The sequence below is a fragment of the Ligilactobacillus equi DSM 15833 = JCM 10991 genome, from assembly GCF_000615765.1.
In the GTDB taxonomy this organism is placed as follows: domain Bacteria; phylum Bacillota; class Bacilli; order Lactobacillales; family Lactobacillaceae; genus Ligilactobacillus; species Ligilactobacillus equi.
Map to the genome: position 1 here is coordinate 1 of NZ_BAMI01000054.1, position 14382 is coordinate 14382.

Genomic DNA, 14382 nt, shown 5'->3' on the forward strand with positions numbered 1-14382 from the left:
CTCCACGATGCTAAAGGATTCCCATTTCCTGGGCGTCTGCTAAACTGCCGTTGCCGGTAATTCTACTTGCCTTCACTTTCATCTTTAAGCTTTGGTCTAACTTCACGTGTAATTCTGCTGTTTTCATTGTTTTTACTCCTTTGCCTTTTTTTAATCCATGGATAACAATCCCGAATTATAGCTTTTTTGAATTCCATTACTTCCGGACTTTCGTCTCTTAGAAAAGCCATAAAACCAACTTTCGCTTTATCCGTAGGGTCGTAAGTCTTCGCTTTTGTCCGTGTAAACGATAATTCTGTCGTCATCAATAGACCCGTCCTTTTTCTTAATTCCTTTCAGCATTCGGGATAGAGCCCGACTACTTTGGTAACCATTTCTCAATTCCTTAGTCTTAAGATTCGTGGTGATAATTGTTCTATCGCGATTTTCTAAGATGTATTCTAAGGCGTCAGTTAAGTTGTCCTTTTGACCGCTATCAGCACCGAACTCGGCACCAATATCATCTAAAACCACTAAATCCGCAGATATAATCCGTTTAAGTGTGGTTTTGAGTTCCAAACGCCCTTGCCGAGCGTCGTTATAATCCCTTGTCCAATTAATCCACGAAATGAATAGGCATTCTTGATCTGTGTGTTCTGCCACATAGCGTAAAGCTGCTGCAGCTACCCATGACTTCCCATGTCCTGCTTTGCCAGTTAGGATTGTATTACCCCGAACTTTTTTATCCAGATAGCGGTTAGCCATGTTTAGCATTTTATTAACATTGTTTCGAGCTTCCTCGGTAGTAACTTCGGAATTTTCAAATCGTGCTTGCTTAATGTCACCAGCATAGGGCCAGTAACTGCGAAAGTTTAGGACGCGCATCCCTGGTTTGTTTTGGTTAATGTCGTGCTCTAACTTAGCTCTGAGAGTTTCTTGTGAGCATGATTGACAAAACGGATTGCCATTGAAATCTAAAATCATGAACTCGTTATGTTTATCACACGTAATCTCTGTCTTTTTTGTAGGTGGCAGGAATGCACTCACCGGTTTAAAAGATGTCGTCGTACTCTGTGGTTCGGTTGTATTCAAGATTCCCTACCGCTCCTTCCTGCACATTGTAATCATCATCCCAACTTCTTTGATTAAAGAAGGTTGACCCGTGCTTGATATATCTTTCGCGAACTTGGCTGTTTGCAATGTAGTTGTTGTAGTTAGCAATTCCTTGTTTAATGGTTTCATCGGTTACCCCATCTTTAACAGCTTTTTGATAGGCCTTATAAGCGTCTGCTTTCCCTTCTTGTTGGGGTAGTCCTTCCATATTTTTTTAAATCGTTCTTCTAAGGAAGGCTCACGGTCAAACTCGTTTGACCTATTATTTTTTGTATTATCAGTATTGGTATTATTAGTATTGGTATTATCAGTATTTAGTAGTTGTACATTTTGCGCTTGCACGTTTTGCGCTTGCACGTTTTGCGCTTGCACATTTTGTGCTTGCGGTGAAAACGTTGGTTTATCAACCAAAAGCCAATTAACTTTGTCAAAAGACCCGTCACTTTTATGCTTTTGTTCTTTTTTTAGATAACCCGCATCTTGAATTTCCTTTAAAGCTGACTCAATCGAACGGCGGCCGTCTTTTTCACTATGTTTCTGTAATTCACTAGTGTAGAATTGCCAATCATCAGGTTTGCTAAGCATATAGACTAGTAGTCCGCGAGCTTTGAAAGACAATCTTTCATCATTTAAGACGTCGTTGTTTATGATTGAAAAATTATCTTTTCTTTTGTTGCGAATTATCGCCATCGTTCCCCCTCCTCTCTGGCGGGCCTTCCACCCGCCCGGTAGTCTACGCTTACTGGCAAATAAACTTCCTAGAATGGTAGGTCGTCATCTTGAATATCAACTTGTTCTCCCTTACCCATTCTTGTTGCCGAATTTGTTGGCGATTGATTAAATGATTGGTTTGTTGGTGCTCCTTGGTTAGGTGAACCCCATCCATTTTGTGTTGGTGCTTGTTGTTGTCGTGATTGATTAAAGCCGTTGACCATTGCTGTTGCCGAATTTGTTGGAGCTTGATTAGGTTCGCGCTTACCATTTGGTTTGCTTCCGCTAGCCATCTTTGCGAAACGGGCTTTAACTCGCAAGTTGTAACGGCCCTTATTGTTCGGCTCTGTGTCCCAATCAACAGTAATCCCTAATTCACGTCCGACCAAGCCACGCGCTACTGCATCTAAGGAGTTGATTTCTGTCCCATCGTTTACCCCAGTCGCAACTAATAGCGTGTTAAACCGCTTGATAGATAAGTTTAATGCTTCTTCGTTGTAATCAGACCAAACAATGTGATCAAAACGAATTGTTCCGCCTTGATATTTCCCGTCTGTAACTTCGTAATCAACGACAAGCATAGAATTGCCAGCGTGCGATGTCTTAAGCTCTGCGTTTGAAATGCGGACGTTATAACTTCCCGCTTCTTCCACTGCCACAAATTCGCCGAATGTATTTGTGCTATCAACTTTGAATAACATGTTTAATCACCTATTCCTTTTCTTCTTTGTTTTCTGCTTCTTCTACTTCTTGTAACTTAGGTTCTTCTAGCGGTTTTGGATTAACCAACTCCGCAGCCTTAAACTTCGTACGGTCATCAATCCGATTCTTGCCGTGGTCGCCAGTTTCAGGGTCGCAATCAATCCATCTTTCGCCTTTAACCTTAAAAATCCGACCAACGAAATCAAAGGTGGCTGTGAAAGCATTGAACGTCTTGTCGTTCATATCCGCCTTAAAACGGCCTTTGCCGTCCATGCTTTGGCTTTCTGTATCAACTTGGTGTGCTGTGGCCACTACCGTAACGTTAGAGTTCCGGAGATTTTCTCCGAGAACGCGAAACCAAACTTGTAATTTTTGGTAGTTTTGGCGACCATCCTTGCTTTTGCCGTCGATGTTTTCCAGGACGTAATTTTGAAGGCTGGTCACGTTGTCTAGCATGACTGTCTTGTACCTCCCGGAGCCAATCGCTCTTCCTAGCACGCTGTTTACCGTTTCTTGAATAACCGGAATATCGGCTTGTTCCAAAAGCAAAACGTCAATATCCTTTTCGCCTCGAATAGCATTGACGGAGTGGTCAAAACTCATTAGTAGTTTAGGCCCTTCAAATTGCTTTAACAGCGTTGTCTTGCCGGTCCCGCCGTCTCCATAGATGAAATACATATTCGGGACCTCTGGAAGTTCTGCTGCGTTTATATACTTCATTTCTCGTACACTTCCTTTCGCTTGCTAGCCGAAACCACTTCTAAACCTTGCGCAGTTTTAATAAAATTCGCTAAGTTGTCGACTTGTTCCGGATTGCCTTTCACAGTGAATGTGACTTCGTGTTTAAGGTGCTTAATCTGTCCGTCATGGTCCACAAATTCGTTAGGCCCTACCTGCTTAAGCTGAATTTTTTCAAGTGCTTCTTGCGCCTCTAAGCGTTGTTTTTCTTCCTCTTCGATTTCTTGCTTAATGCTTGCGTCATTTCGCATGGTTTCGATTAGGTCTTCCGGTTTGGCACCCATATAGTAGCGGTCCTCGAAGTCCCTAAGGTAAGGAAGTGGGTTAACTCCTAATCGGCTTGCTTCGACTTCAATAAGATTGCAACCGGCTTGAATAAGCTGCAACGCTTGTACTTCTACCATGATTTCGGGAATTGCTTTTTTGCGGTTGAAACCTTTGTTTAACCAATTAGGCTTAATTTCAACCTTTTCTGGATCAACCCCGGAAGCTTCCGCAACCTCGGCAACCCATCCTTTGACTTCCTCTAATTTGGAAGCCTTACGTTTTTCTTCAAATAAGTCTAACTGTTCTTTAAGTTCGGCTTCCGGAACTTTCAAAACCGCCATAAGCTCTTTGGCTTGGTTTTCGAAAGGCGTGTAATAGGCTTTTTTAACTTCCAGCTTTGCGCTGTTGATAGCCTTAATCCATTTAGTGATTTCTGCCTTGGTACTTTTTCCGTCCTTGACGGTATCTTCCGTAATCACCAAGTTTTCGTACTTCTTAGCAAACTTTTTAGTGCTTGCCAAGAGTTGGTCGTAATTTTCGAAACTAAGCGGTTTAGTTTCGTCAATCTGTACCTTGCCGCCTGGTAGGGTTAATTCAATTTTTTCCATCTCGTTTTATTCTCCTATTGATTAATCATTCATATTTGCTCCAAAAGGAACGGCGTCTAGCTTCAGAGTCACTTCAGGACGATTAGAACTCTTTCTACTATCCATTGACAGGTAATTAATAATCAGCTCTTTCCCGTTTAAAAGAACTTTTCGATTGCTAATTACTTTGATAGTATTTCTGCCTGCTCGCCTAAACTTTTCCGGAGTCTTGGGAGTCATACTTTCGAGGTCAGCATATTTGTGCTGGCTTTCTTCTTTGTGAATAGGGAACTGGTTCTGCAAGCTTTTCGAAATGCCTTTAGTAATTTTTTGGGCAGTATCTTCGTATGACTTTTCTGCTTTCGGTTCGGTAATCTTTTCGCCGACCTTTTCTATTTCTTTCATCGTCGCTAAAAGCTTGTCTGCTTTTGCTTGTGCTATATCTAATTCGCTTGTGTCTACTTTGAAATTGACTTTGTATGTTTGTTCTGCCATATTAGCCTCCTTATCTTTCTAAGAAGTCAATCATGCGATTAACTTCCGCTTCTGGGTACTTGTCACGCCCAGGAACTCCCGGTTTATTGATTGAACCCGCGCCCTTTTTGCTGCGGATCATAATGAAGTTGTTACCATCTTCATAAAAAAGAACTCGAATCCAATAGTTTGGTGTGCTGTTAAAGATAATTTTTTTTCATTTTCCTTACCTCTTTTTTGTGTTAAAATTACTCTGTGATAAAATTTACTTTGTGATTGTTAACCCGGCGTTATTGCCGGGTTTTTTCGTCTTGGTCCAAAAGTAACCCGACGATTCCAACCACGATTGCCAGAAACAAGCCAGGCCACCAAACTGGCCTCCCTAAGTCGCTTGACCCGGCCAGACCAACGACGATAAACAACGCTAATACTTGCAAAATTTCACCAATGATAACTTTTGCCATTCTCAATCTCTCCTTCCACGTTTTGACCCGGCGTATAACCAAGTCGTGTATTTTTCAACTACCCAACCGATAAGCTCCGGCACGTGAGCTGTGAGAGCTACGGCTAGGAAAATAACGATTAACCAAACCATCAATCTTCCTCCATATATTCATCTAATCTTCTCTTGCTCCAACGCAACATGCTCCCGATTGTTTTCGCCTTGACTTTTGGCCTGATTCTCTCATCGAAGGTGTTAGGCGACATATCAAGGTATTCGGCAGCGTGTTGCCGTGTAAAGTGGCCGGGTGGCACACGCTCTTTTTTCTTGTTTGCTAGTGCAAACTCGATTTGAGCGATAACCTTATCAACCTCCGACCGAAGTTCATCGTACGTTTCCGCACCGTCTAAGGTTTTAGCTAGCGTGTCAGACACGATTTTTAATTCTTGGTATCCACTTCCCATCTTTAACCTCCGTAATACATCGCATATTTGCGAACAACCGCCACATAAACTTCAATTAAGAAATCTTCCATTAGCTAACCTCTTGAGATTCTAAATACAAGTCCGACATTCCTAACATGTCACAAATTTGAGCCAAAATTTCTTTGTTTGCGTCTTGCAAATCCTCCAATTCAAACGGACGCACGGTGCTTTCCTTATCATTGATAACTTTTACTTGTGCAGTTTCCAATTCTGAAAAAGTTATCTCAATCAACGCTTTCAAAGCTTCTCTTACGTTTTCGTATTCCATATTAGTTAACCTCCAATTCTGTTTGTCCTTCGGCGACACCTCCCATTTGCTTAATCCGTATAATCGTCGCCGTGCTTGGTGTCCATTCCTCGATAAACTCGCAAGCTGTCTCAAAGTCTTTTTCTCTTAATTGAGTTCTTGTTCTTACTCCGCAAACTTGAGCAACTCCTGCGTTGATATCTTTGTACAACAACGCTCTCTGCTGACGGCTAAGACCTAATTTGTGAACTTTAATCCAACCAAATACTTTCTTATTAACAAGTTGTCCGATGTAAGAGTATTCTCCTGGTTCAAGCTTTTGGTTTTCCTTGAACGTCTGGAAGTCCGTTTCTAGCTTTTGAATTCTTTGGTTTCCTTCGTGAGAAGCCTGTAGCAATAAGTAAATCTTTTCATCTACCGTTTGTGGTAGTCTAGGTTGGTTCTTGATCAGCTCTTCCATCTTGTTAAACGCTTGAATATACTTGAGTTTGAACTCGTCGGCTTGGCGACCAGTAAATCCAAATGCGATAAATGTGAAACCGTCTCGGTTTAGGTAATACATCTTATTTTTCTTGTTTTGGCTATTGGTATATGCCCCTTCGGCAAACATTTTTGAGGACGGCTCAAAATTGAGCTCACCTAATTTTTGTTCGATTGCGCGAATTACATTCTTGTGTTCTTTGCCAAAAACTTCGGCGACTTGCAAACTTGTGGTAACCGCTTGGCGGTCTTTCATAATTACTAAATCATTCATTTTGTTAACCTCTTTCTCAATTCATTTATCACACGTTACGTGTTGTTTTATCGCAAAAAAATTTTGTACGAAACGCCTAATGCTTTACTTGCTCGCAAAGCGACGTCACCGGTGAATTTATCCCGACCGGTCAAAATATATGAGAGTTTTTGCAAGTTTTTATACCCCATTTTCTCAGCAACATAGGTTTTCTTCAAACCTCTCTTTGCAATTTCATCAGCGAGAATTTGACGGGCATTTTCTTTGACGATTTCCGTCATTTAACTCCCTCCCTTCTTAAAATAAACACATTTTGTGTTCCTTACGACCATTATAATATCACCACAATTTGTGTTAGTCAATAAAAAAATACACTTTTTGTGTTAAAAATAATTCTTTTTGAATTTTTGTGTTACTATAATGGTGAAAAAGCAACACGGAAGGAGTGTTTTTTATGACGGAATTTAGTGACAAATTAACTAATCTAAGAGAGAATCGGGGATGGAGCAAAAAGTATGTGGCAGATAAAATTCATATTAAACCTCAAACCTACGGAAATTACGAATACGGAATACGGCAACCTGACTTTGAAACATTATCGAAAATAGCTAGTCTATATGAAGTCACCACCGACTACTTACTAGGTCGGGATGGTAAGGAAGAAAACTCCGCTGATACAAAGGACTTGGCGAAAATTATGGATAGCATTATGACCTACAATGGCAAGGAACTTAATCAGCATGATAAAGATGTCGTGGAAGGTCTTATCTCTGCTTACCTCAACAATAAAGCGTAGGTGATTTTATGGATAGTAGAATTAAAGCTCTGCTCTCTGAACAACAAATCACATTGAAATATGACGAATTAGATTGCGGTGGCTTGTACGTGGATAAATTGAACTGGATAATCGTGGATAACCGCTTAAATGAACACGAACAAGAAAAAGTAATTCTACATGAGTTAGGGCATGCTGCTAAGCAAAAAGGACTGTCAAACTTATACAATGCTACGACAGCCTTACATACGAAAATGGAAGCCGAAGCTAACCGGTTTATGATTAGGGAAGAATTGGAAAATTACAGATCAGAATATGACGAAGCCGAACTCAGCCCCGTCAAGTTCTTAGAAAGCTTCGGCCTCCCCCTCGCCTTTGAGCCGTATGTTTCTAAGGTGTTGTCGGAGTTGTTGTGAGATAGCAATGCTGTTGAAGAAGAAGTTGAAAAATACGAAACCGAATAAGGTTGTGCGGGAAGCAAATGAAATGAGGTTTTGACAATTATGCGCTTGAATGAAAATTGTATCAGAGACATACTCCTGACCGTCGAACAAAACTCCATGGTTGGGAGACAGATACCTTTATCCTACTACGAACAAATGGATTCATTGAAAAAATACAGTAATGACGAGCTTGTATACCATGTTAATCAATTACAAATGAACAACCTATTACTTACTAATGAACAATTTTTGAATTTTGAGATAGAAGATTTAACACCGGAGGGTCATGCGTTACTAGCGAAAATACGAAACGAACAAAATTGGTCAAAAACGAAAAAAATAGCCCGCTCTTTAGGCGGACTATCCATATTAACGCTTAAGGTTGTTGCTAATTCGGTTTTTGAAAAATTTGTTTCCGACTTTATAGACAGTAACTTCTAAAGGTTATCTACAATTCTACTTCTCAGTCCTGGAATGTTTACGTCTATCGTAAGATGTAACGTTGCTGGGGCCGAGGCGTGGTTTTGCTCATAATCGTTGAAATCTAATTTAGCAGAGCGTATCTGTTTTAATTCGATATCGTCTAGGAAGATGCGTTCATCTTTAAACGTAATGGTGTTGACGTATTTATTTTTCATGTTATTCACCTCGATATTAGTATAACATAATTAGAGTTTTTGCCGCCTTTGAGCCGTATGTTTCTAAGGTGTTGTCGGAGTTGTTGTGAAATTGTAGAAAGGAATGATTTTATATGGATGAAGTAATTGGAAATTTATGGATTTCACCAAACATAACGGAAAATATAGAAAAGGAGTCATACTATAACATTCTTGTTGGCAATACAATTAATCTGAAATATATTCCTACTAAGTTTAGCATGGGATTTCTTTTAACTGTTAGTGGGCTTGACAAAGAACAAAATCATACTATGAAAATAGAGGTTAAGTCTCCAATGAACGAAGTAGCACCATATACTCTCGACATCGCTAAAGAACAATTATTGAGTATACATCATACAGACTCTTTTACTATTTCAGGAGACTTAAATAACTTTGACATAATTCAAGAAGGTATCTACACTTTCTCTGCGTACATTGACGGCAAAGAGCTTAATTCTTACCGTGTTGCTTTCAAAAAAGAGGGTGATTAATGTGATTAGGGATTTGAAAATCAAAGGAAATGACATTCACCAGGAAGGATCTATCAATTATAATAAAGATAGAAAGGACGGTGTAATTGTCATGGAAAATAAAAAATATGTTACCCACGACGAACTTAGAATTTCACAACTTGAGACACAAAATAAGCTAGATAAAATCGATAGTAAGATAGATCAATCATTTGTAAAAATTGATAATTTAGAAAAAAGAGTTGACGATAGATTTGATAGTTTTGAAAAAAGAATTGACGATAAATTCAATTCCATTCCTATGATAATAGAAAATGCAATGTTAAAGGAACGAGAATATCAACGCAATCAACAAAAAGAAAACAGACGATTCTTCTGGGGTACCATCATCATCGGTGGCATCGGAGCAGTCGCTGGTGTTGTCAGCATCATCATATCCCTTCTATAGGGAAAAATTGTAGGAATCTCGTCTGCTAAAAATCGCAAGAAGTTCTCGTGGAATTTTTAATACGGACGCAGAAGCTGATTACGCCGTGAATCAACGTGGTGCATTGAAGTTATAACACCCCTAGCCTCGCAAAGAGGCTTTTTTTAGACAAAAAACTGACCCTTGCAAAAAAGCAAAGGTCAGTCTTGGTTGTAGTTCTCAAAAACTAGCTTACAGAATATTTGGACAAGCCAACTATAACATAACTTGAAAGGAGTGACAAATCTTGGCGTACTATGAAAAATATAAGAAGAAAAACGGCAAAGAATTTTGGCAATTTAAGGCTTACTTAGGAACTGATCCTATAACCGGCAAAGAAGTGCGAACAACCCGCCGAGGTTTCAAAACTAAGCGTGAAGCCCAAGTGACTTTTAGCGCGCTCCAAGACCAATTTAATCGTGGTGAGTATGGCGGGCGCAAACCGGCAGATAAAATGACCTTTGACGACCTCTTCCATCGCTGGTTTGAGAGCTACAGAGGGACGGTTAAAGAAACGACCGCAAGTTTCAGGCTGGCCGAATACGGCCGTATGAAAGCCGAATTTGGCGACAGATTAGTTACAAGTTTCCGACCTTACGAATGCCAGCAGATAGCAGACAACCTTGCTAACCGCTATGCAAAGCCAGAACAGAAACTGATAATCTTGACCGCTCCTTTCGAATATGCCGAAAGACTAGAATTGATAGAGGTGTCGCCTTTCAAAAAAGTTAAGCTTGTAAAACGAAAAAAAGTTGAGAAAAAAGACAATTTTTATAGCAAAGACGAACTCAAGGTTTTTCTTGATTATGTACGAGAAAATGAGTCTTTCGACAAGTATGCTTTATACAGATTGCTTGCTTTTAGCGGCATGCGAATTGGCGAAGCTCTGGCTTTGATCTGGGCCGATATAGATTTTGATAAGGCTACAGTATCAATTGACAAGACCTTATCAATCGATAGGGTAACTAACCGAACCATCATCAACCCTCCAAAGACTCCGTCGTCAATTAGAAAAATCAAAATTGATCACACGACGATAGAAGCCTTGACAAAGCTAAAGGAACTCCAGCAAGGCACAAGTGAAATTGTCTTTCCAAACACAAAAGGCGCTTATCGAGCCGTCAACAATGTTTCTAAAGAGTTAAGGAAAATATATGGCAGAATGGAGAAACACGGGCTAATTTTGCGAAGATTGTCGCCTCACGGCTTCAGGCACACGCACACTTCCTTGCTTTTTCAAGCGGGAGTGAACATAAAAGCAATACAAAAAAGGCTGGGTCACGCAAACGTTGAAATGACACTTAATGTGTACACACACCTAACCGACCAATTTCAAGCTGAGTCCGAACGTAAGTTTCTTGACTTCATGAATGGAGTATAAGATAATCAAGTTAAGGTTTTTCATTATTAATTACGTCTCCAAAGAGTATGGCACCCAGAATCGATTTTCTGGGTTATTTTTTTGTTTTCCGTTGTCCTTTCCGTTGTCAATTAATTTTCTGTGGATAAAAAAGCTATATGTAAAGGGAGCTACAGACTTTCACAATCATCCCCATAATTATAGTAATTTTGGATTTTAATCTCCTTTTGAGATTGGTTACTCTGACTAGTATTTTGGGGGACCGCTCGTCCTGTTAGCTGTGCTTTAAGTTGAGTAATTATAAGTTGTTGTTGTACAACCATTTGGGTCATCTTGCTGATATTTTCTTGAACCAAAATATTTTTTAAGGCCGCCTTGGTTAACGCAGTTTTGGTCGCATCTGTGTTCGCATAAGTTACATTATACTTACGACTATCTCCTTGAATAATCATCCCGTCAACCTTATTATCTTTAAGGGCCCTTTGAGCCCCAGTCTTACTTGCATACTTTTTAACAGTTATCCCATTAAACTTATCAAGTTTCTTAACCACGCCTACATCAACACCAACAGTCGCTAACTTTACTTTGGTATCAGAATTGGCGGAAAACATAATACTCATCAACCATAAAATTAATAATGGTGCTACAAACATCAACATCAAGGTACGTTTATCTCGGAATAATTCCTTAATAACTTTTATACTGATTGCCCAAGTTCTCATTATTTCTCCTCCTCAGCTTTCAAAAAGACTTCTTCAATACTTTTGACTTGGTACTGCCTCTCTAGTTTTTGTGGCGTATCAAAGGCAATAATATCCCCATGTAAAAGCAAAGCTACTCGGTCAGTTAATTCAGCCTCATCCATAACGTGAGTCGTCACCAATACGCTCCGGCCTTCATCACGAATCTTAGCCAACTCCACCCAAATCTTATGGCGTAAAGCCGGATCAATACCGACTGTTGGTTCATCTAAAATCATTAACTCCGGGCGCCCTAACATCGCAATCGCTAATGATAAGCGCCGTTTCATCCCCCCTGAATATCCAGAGACACGCTTACTAAGGTGATTGGTCAAATCAACGACTTGCGCTACATATTCAATTTCTGCCTGTAAAGCAGCAGTTTTTATACCTCGCATCTTTCCAAAAAACATTAAGTTTTCTTGCGCTGAAAGATTTTCATACAGAGCATCTGACTGTGCCATATATCCAATGCGCCCTAAAATCTCACGGTTCGGCATCTTAGTTCCTAAGACCAAAGCTTGCCCCCATCACCTTTCTCCATCCCTAATAGAACCTTAATAGCTGTAGATTTACCAGCCCCAGAAGGACCAATCAACCCGATTATCTCACCTGGTTTAACGGTTAAATTTACTGAGTGCAAAACCGTTTGTTTTTCAAAACTTTTGCTAAGTTTATGCATGTAAATATAATTTTTTTCTATCATATCTCTCACCTTCTTGATTTTATGAACTCAGTATAGTTAAAAAGTGTAGCTAATTAAATGGAAAAAATAGGAAAGTTATTCCCATTAATTTCCTGTTACAATAGAATAGAAGGAGGCTTTTTATGGCAAGACCTAAAAAAGATAACAATAAACCATCTGTTAGACAAAAAATTAGCACTAGTTTCTGGAAGATTCTAGCAGAAGGAAGCTACACCGATATAACTATCAAGCGGTTAGCGTTAGAAGCTGGTGTTAATCATAAGTCTATTTACTACCATTTCAAAAATATTGATGCCATGGCAAAGGAACTCTTTTATGAAAACGCCGAGGAAATTACTTCCGGGGCGATTTTAGGCGTCAATCCATTTATGGTACTTTTTAATAATATTTACGATTTTCAGAAAATTGTTGCTGAAAATCCCGAGATTTTGGCTCATGTTGCCCGAGCTCGTCTTTACACCCGCAACGATTCAGCCTATCTTAATTCTATTTTTCGCACTTTTATTCGTACAACCTGGCTCAATATGCTAGAAATTAAGGAAGAGGACCTTAGTCAAAATGAAAGAGCTGACCTTAACTTTATCATGGCGGGAATTGTCGCAATTATTGGCCAATCTGAACCATCCGACCTAGCTCACTGGCCACAAGTTTACAATCGCCCCTTAGGCCAAGGAATTTTAGACACGCTCAAAAACATCAAAAAAGCACACGCATAACTTATTAGGAAAATAAAAATCCGAACTCAAAATTTCGCTTTTGACAAAATTTGAGCTCGGATTTTATTTTGAAATTGAATGTTATTTAGACCTACCCCCGTAAAATTTCTGCTACATCAGCTGCGATTTTTTCTGGGGTATCAGTTGGGGCATAACGCTTAATCACCTTACCCTGGCGATCAACTAAAAACTTAGTGAAGTTCCACTTAATTTTTTCAGATAAAATACCATGCGCTTGGTCTTTGAGGAAAGTATACAATGGAGCTTCATGGGGGCCATTGACTTCAATCTTCGCAAATTGCGGAAAAGTCGTATGATAGTTGAAACTACAAAAGTCTTTAATTTCTTCGGAACTCCCTGGTGCTTGGTGACCAAATTGATTACAAGGAAAATCTAAAACAACAAAACCTTGATCCTTAAATTCTTGGTACATGTTTTCCAAGCCTTCATATTGAGGGGTAAAGCCACATCCCGTGGCAGTGTTGACAATCAACATTACTTGACCACGATAAGCATCTAAACTTACTGGTTTGCCTTGCCAATCTTGAACTTCAAAACCATAAATTTCCATTTTCTACCTCAACTTTCGCTCATCATAACTTCATCAACTCGTAATCAAATGCTACTTACTGATTAATTCCGAATAAACTGGGCATCGTCCGCATTATCAGCTAATTTTTGGTAACGTTCAACCGTCATATGCAAATCGTATTTTTCCCGTAGAGCCGCAATCTTAGCCATAGTTTCTGTTTGATGATGGGCATCCAAAGAAGCTTGATCTTGCCAGCTATCAATCAATAAAACTGTTTGGGGATCATCACTTGGATAAAAGTAGTCATAACCCAAAATTACCTGCCGAGAACGAATTTCCGCTACAATCCCACTATCCGTCATTTCTTGGGCAAACTTCTTAGCATTATCACCTTGTCCCCGGTAATAAATATTGATGGTCAGAGCCATTTTCTCAACTTCTTTCTATTTTTCTAAACATACATATATTTATATGTACAAACATACGTACACATATAAAGGGCATCAAAAGTTACTGTTAACCTTGATTACTAATCTTCTAATCACAGTTACCACTATACTAATTTATACTTTTACTAACTATTTTCAATTAAAAAATTGCACATAAATAGCTGCGACAACTAAGGCTGGCAACATGTTAGCGACCTTAATTTTTTCTTCCCACAACATGTTAATCCCAATCACCGTAATCAAAGTACTTCCCACTAAGCTAATCGCTTGGGTGGCAGAATCATTAATAAAACCTTGAATCAAAACTGCCAGCAAGGTTATCCCGCCTTCAAAAATCAAAATTGGCAAAGCCGCAAAACTACAACCTAAACCATAAACCGTCGCCATTAGAAGCACAATGATAAAGTCGATTAAAGACTTAGTATACAACAGAGATGGGTCATGATTAAGTCCGTCTTGTAAAGCTCCAACAATAGCCATTGCACCAATGCAAACCGTCAGCGAAGTCACAATAAAGCCTGTCGCAAAGTTACTATCACCTGGCTTGGCGAAGCGTTTTTCAAGAAAGTGTCCTATCCAAGTCAACTA

The 14382-nt window shown here is 39.5% G+C and carries 25 protein-coding genes and 1 pseudogene; 7 read left to right on the plus strand and 19 right to left on the minus strand.

What is annotated here, in order from left to right:
- Nucleotides 1-246: 246 nt before the first annotated feature.
- From JCM10991_RS09590 to JCM10991_RS09655, 13 genes are all read right to left on the minus strand, one after another.
- Entirely contained in the window at nucleotides 247-963 is a 717-nt protein-coding gene (locus JCM10991_RS09590) for an ATP-binding protein (RefSeq protein ID WP_025021320.1), read from the minus strand.
- Nucleotides 964-1030: 67 nt separating this feature from the next.
- Nucleotides 1031-1300: a hypothetical protein gene (locus tag JCM10991_RS15265; protein ID WP_155889637.1), complete on the minus strand. Its 270-nt coding sequence runs from the start codon at nucleotides 1298-1300 to the stop codon at nucleotides 1031-1033.
- Entirely contained in the window at nucleotides 1225-1782 is a 558-nt protein-coding gene (locus JCM10991_RS14640) for a helix-turn-helix domain-containing protein (protein WP_025021321.1), read from the minus strand. Before JCM10991_RS14640 ends, JCM10991_RS15265 begins: the two co-directional genes overlap by 76 nt.
- 68 nt (nucleotides 1783-1850) lie before the next feature.
- Nucleotides 1851-2504: a DUF669 domain-containing protein gene (locus JCM10991_RS09605; RefSeq protein WP_025021322.1), complete on the minus strand. Its 654-nt coding sequence runs from the start codon at nucleotides 2502-2504 to the stop codon at nucleotides 1851-1853.
- Nucleotides 2505-2514: 10 nt separating this feature from the next.
- The gene (locus tag JCM10991_RS09610; RefSeq protein ID WP_025021323.1) at nucleotides 2515-3225 is read right to left on the minus strand and encodes an AAA family ATPase; all 711 of its coding nucleotides are present in this window, start codon (nucleotides 3223-3225) and stop codon (nucleotides 2515-2517) included.
- Nucleotides 3222-4118: a DUF1351 domain-containing protein gene (locus JCM10991_RS09615; RefSeq protein ID WP_025021324.1), complete on the minus strand. Its 897-nt coding sequence runs from the start codon at nucleotides 4116-4118 to the stop codon at nucleotides 3222-3224. Before JCM10991_RS09615 ends, JCM10991_RS09610 begins: the two co-directional genes overlap by 4 nt.
- Nucleotides 4119-4139: 21 nt before the next feature.
- Nucleotides 4140-4592, minus strand: a complete 453-nt coding sequence (locus JCM10991_RS09620) for a hypothetical protein (protein WP_025021325.1) — start codon at nucleotides 4590-4592, stop codon at nucleotides 4140-4142.
- Nucleotides 4593-4861: 269 nt separating this feature from the next.
- Nucleotides 4862-5035: a hypothetical protein gene (locus JCM10991_RS15270; RefSeq protein WP_155889638.1), complete on the minus strand. Its 174-nt coding sequence runs from the start codon at nucleotides 5033-5035 to the stop codon at nucleotides 4862-4864.
- Nucleotides 5036-5037: 2 nt separating this feature from the next.
- A complete protein-coding gene (locus JCM10991_RS16225; RefSeq protein WP_263640311.1) occupies nucleotides 5038-5166 on the minus strand; it encodes a hypothetical protein in 129 nt (42 codons plus the stop codon).
- Complete coding sequence (locus JCM10991_RS09640; RefSeq protein WP_025021326.1) at nucleotides 5166-5477, minus strand: hypothetical protein; 312 nt, start codon at nucleotides 5475-5477, stop codon at nucleotides 5166-5168. Before JCM10991_RS09640 ends, JCM10991_RS16225 begins: the two co-directional genes overlap by 1 nt.
- Nucleotides 5478-5547: 70 nt before the next feature.
- Complete coding sequence (locus JCM10991_RS09645; protein ID WP_025021327.1) at nucleotides 5548-5766, minus strand: hypothetical protein; 219 nt, start codon at nucleotides 5764-5766, stop codon at nucleotides 5548-5550.
- A gap of 1 nt (nucleotide 5767) precedes the next feature.
- Nucleotides 5768-6499, minus strand: a complete 732-nt coding sequence (locus JCM10991_RS09650; RefSeq protein ID WP_025021328.1) for a Rha family transcriptional regulator — start codon at nucleotides 6497-6499, stop codon at nucleotides 5768-5770.
- A gap of 47 nt (nucleotides 6500-6546) precedes the next feature.
- Nucleotides 6547-6759 carry a hypothetical protein gene (locus JCM10991_RS09655; RefSeq protein ID WP_025021329.1) on the minus strand — a complete coding sequence of 71 codons (213 nt, stop codon included), beginning with the start codon at nucleotides 6757-6759 and terminating at the stop codon, nucleotides 6547-6549.
- 173 nt (nucleotides 6760-6932) lie between these two features.
- Here JCM10991_RS09655 and JCM10991_RS09660 point away from each other — a divergent pair, with 173 nt between their 5' ends.
- The 3 genes from JCM10991_RS09660 (at nucleotide 6933) to JCM10991_RS09670 (ending at nucleotide 8137) form a co-directional block, all read left to right on the plus strand.
- Nucleotides 6933-7274, plus strand: a complete 342-nt coding sequence (locus JCM10991_RS09660) for a helix-turn-helix domain-containing protein (RefSeq protein ID WP_025021330.1) — start codon at nucleotides 6933-6935, stop codon at nucleotides 7272-7274.
- A gap of 8 nt (nucleotides 7275-7282) precedes the next feature.
- On the plus strand, nucleotides 7283-7669 hold the full coding sequence (locus JCM10991_RS09665) for an ImmA/IrrE family metallo-endopeptidase (RefSeq protein ID WP_025021331.1): 387 nt from the start codon (nucleotides 7283-7285) through the stop codon (nucleotides 7667-7669).
- 87 nt (nucleotides 7670-7756) lie between these two features.
- Entirely contained in the window at nucleotides 7757-8137 is a 381-nt protein-coding gene (locus JCM10991_RS09670; RefSeq protein ID WP_025021332.1) for a DUF2513 domain-containing protein, read from the plus strand.
- Here JCM10991_RS09670 and JCM10991_RS15430 read toward each other — a convergent pair.
- Complete coding sequence (locus JCM10991_RS15430; RefSeq protein ID WP_025021333.1) at nucleotides 8134-8334, minus strand: hypothetical protein; 201 nt, start codon at nucleotides 8332-8334, stop codon at nucleotides 8134-8136. The two genes, JCM10991_RS09670 and JCM10991_RS15430, sit on opposite strands and share 4 nt — an antisense overlap.
- Before the next feature lie 113 nt (nucleotides 8335-8447).
- On the opposite strand from JCM10991_RS15430, the gene JCM10991_RS09680 reads away from it, so the two are divergent.
- The 3 genes from JCM10991_RS09680 to JCM10991_RS09690 all read left to right on the plus strand — a co-directional run bounded on the left by JCM10991_RS09680 (nucleotide 8448) and on the right by JCM10991_RS09690 (nucleotide 10672).
- Nucleotides 8448-8846, plus strand: coding sequence for a hypothetical protein (locus JCM10991_RS09680; protein WP_025021334.1), 399 nt, complete (start codon nucleotides 8448-8450; stop codon nucleotides 8844-8846).
- Nucleotide 8847: 1 nt separating this feature from the next.
- The gene (locus tag JCM10991_RS09685; RefSeq protein WP_025021335.1) at nucleotides 8848-9273 is read left to right on the plus strand and encodes a hypothetical protein; all 426 of its coding nucleotides are present in this window, start codon (nucleotides 8848-8850) and stop codon (nucleotides 9271-9273) included.
- Nucleotides 9274-9538: 265 nt separating this feature from the next.
- Nucleotides 9539-10672: a site-specific integrase gene (locus JCM10991_RS09690; RefSeq protein ID WP_025021336.1), complete on the plus strand. Its 1134-nt coding sequence runs from the start codon at nucleotides 9539-9541 to the stop codon at nucleotides 10670-10672.
- A 149-nt stretch (nucleotides 10673-10821) separates the two neighbouring features.
- Here the strand turns inward: JCM10991_RS09690 and JCM10991_RS09695 are convergent, their stop codons facing one another.
- Together JCM10991_RS09695 and JCM10991_RS13620 are read right to left on the minus strand one after the other, a co-directional pair.
- Nucleotides 10822-11373 (minus strand): ABC transporter permease, encoded by a 552-nt coding sequence (locus JCM10991_RS09695; RefSeq protein ID WP_025021337.1) that lies wholly within the window; start codon nucleotides 11371-11373, stop codon nucleotides 10822-10824.
- Nucleotides 11373-12097 (minus strand): annotated as a pseudogene (locus tag JCM10991_RS13620) (ABC transporter ATP-binding protein). The gene JCM10991_RS09695 and the pseudogene JCM10991_RS13620 overlap by 1 nt, the downstream one beginning before the upstream one ends.
- A gap of 122 nt (nucleotides 12098-12219) precedes the next feature.
- Here JCM10991_RS13620 and JCM10991_RS09705 point away from each other — a divergent pair.
- Entirely contained in the window at nucleotides 12220-12813 is a 594-nt protein-coding gene (locus JCM10991_RS09705; protein ID WP_025021338.1) for a TetR/AcrR family transcriptional regulator, read from the plus strand.
- 91 nt (nucleotides 12814-12904) lie between these two features.
- Here the strand turns inward: JCM10991_RS09705 and JCM10991_RS09710 are convergent, their stop codons facing one another.
- From JCM10991_RS09710 to JCM10991_RS09720, 3 genes are all read right to left on the minus strand, one after another.
- Nucleotides 12905-13384 (minus strand): glutathione peroxidase, encoded by a 480-nt coding sequence (locus JCM10991_RS09710; RefSeq protein WP_025021339.1) that lies wholly within the window; start codon nucleotides 13382-13384, stop codon nucleotides 12905-12907.
- A 62-nt stretch (nucleotides 13385-13446) separates the two neighbouring features.
- On the minus strand, nucleotides 13447-13773 hold the full coding sequence (locus JCM10991_RS09715) for a putative quinol monooxygenase (protein WP_025021340.1): 327 nt from the start codon (nucleotides 13771-13773) through the stop codon (nucleotides 13447-13449).
- Between the two features lie 156 nt (nucleotides 13774-13929).
- On the minus strand, nucleotides 13930-14379 hold the full coding sequence (locus tag JCM10991_RS09720; RefSeq protein ID WP_025021341.1) for a DUF554 domain-containing protein: 450 nt from the start codon (nucleotides 14377-14379) through the stop codon (nucleotides 13930-13932).
- Nucleotides 14380-14382: the final 3 nt, after the last annotated feature.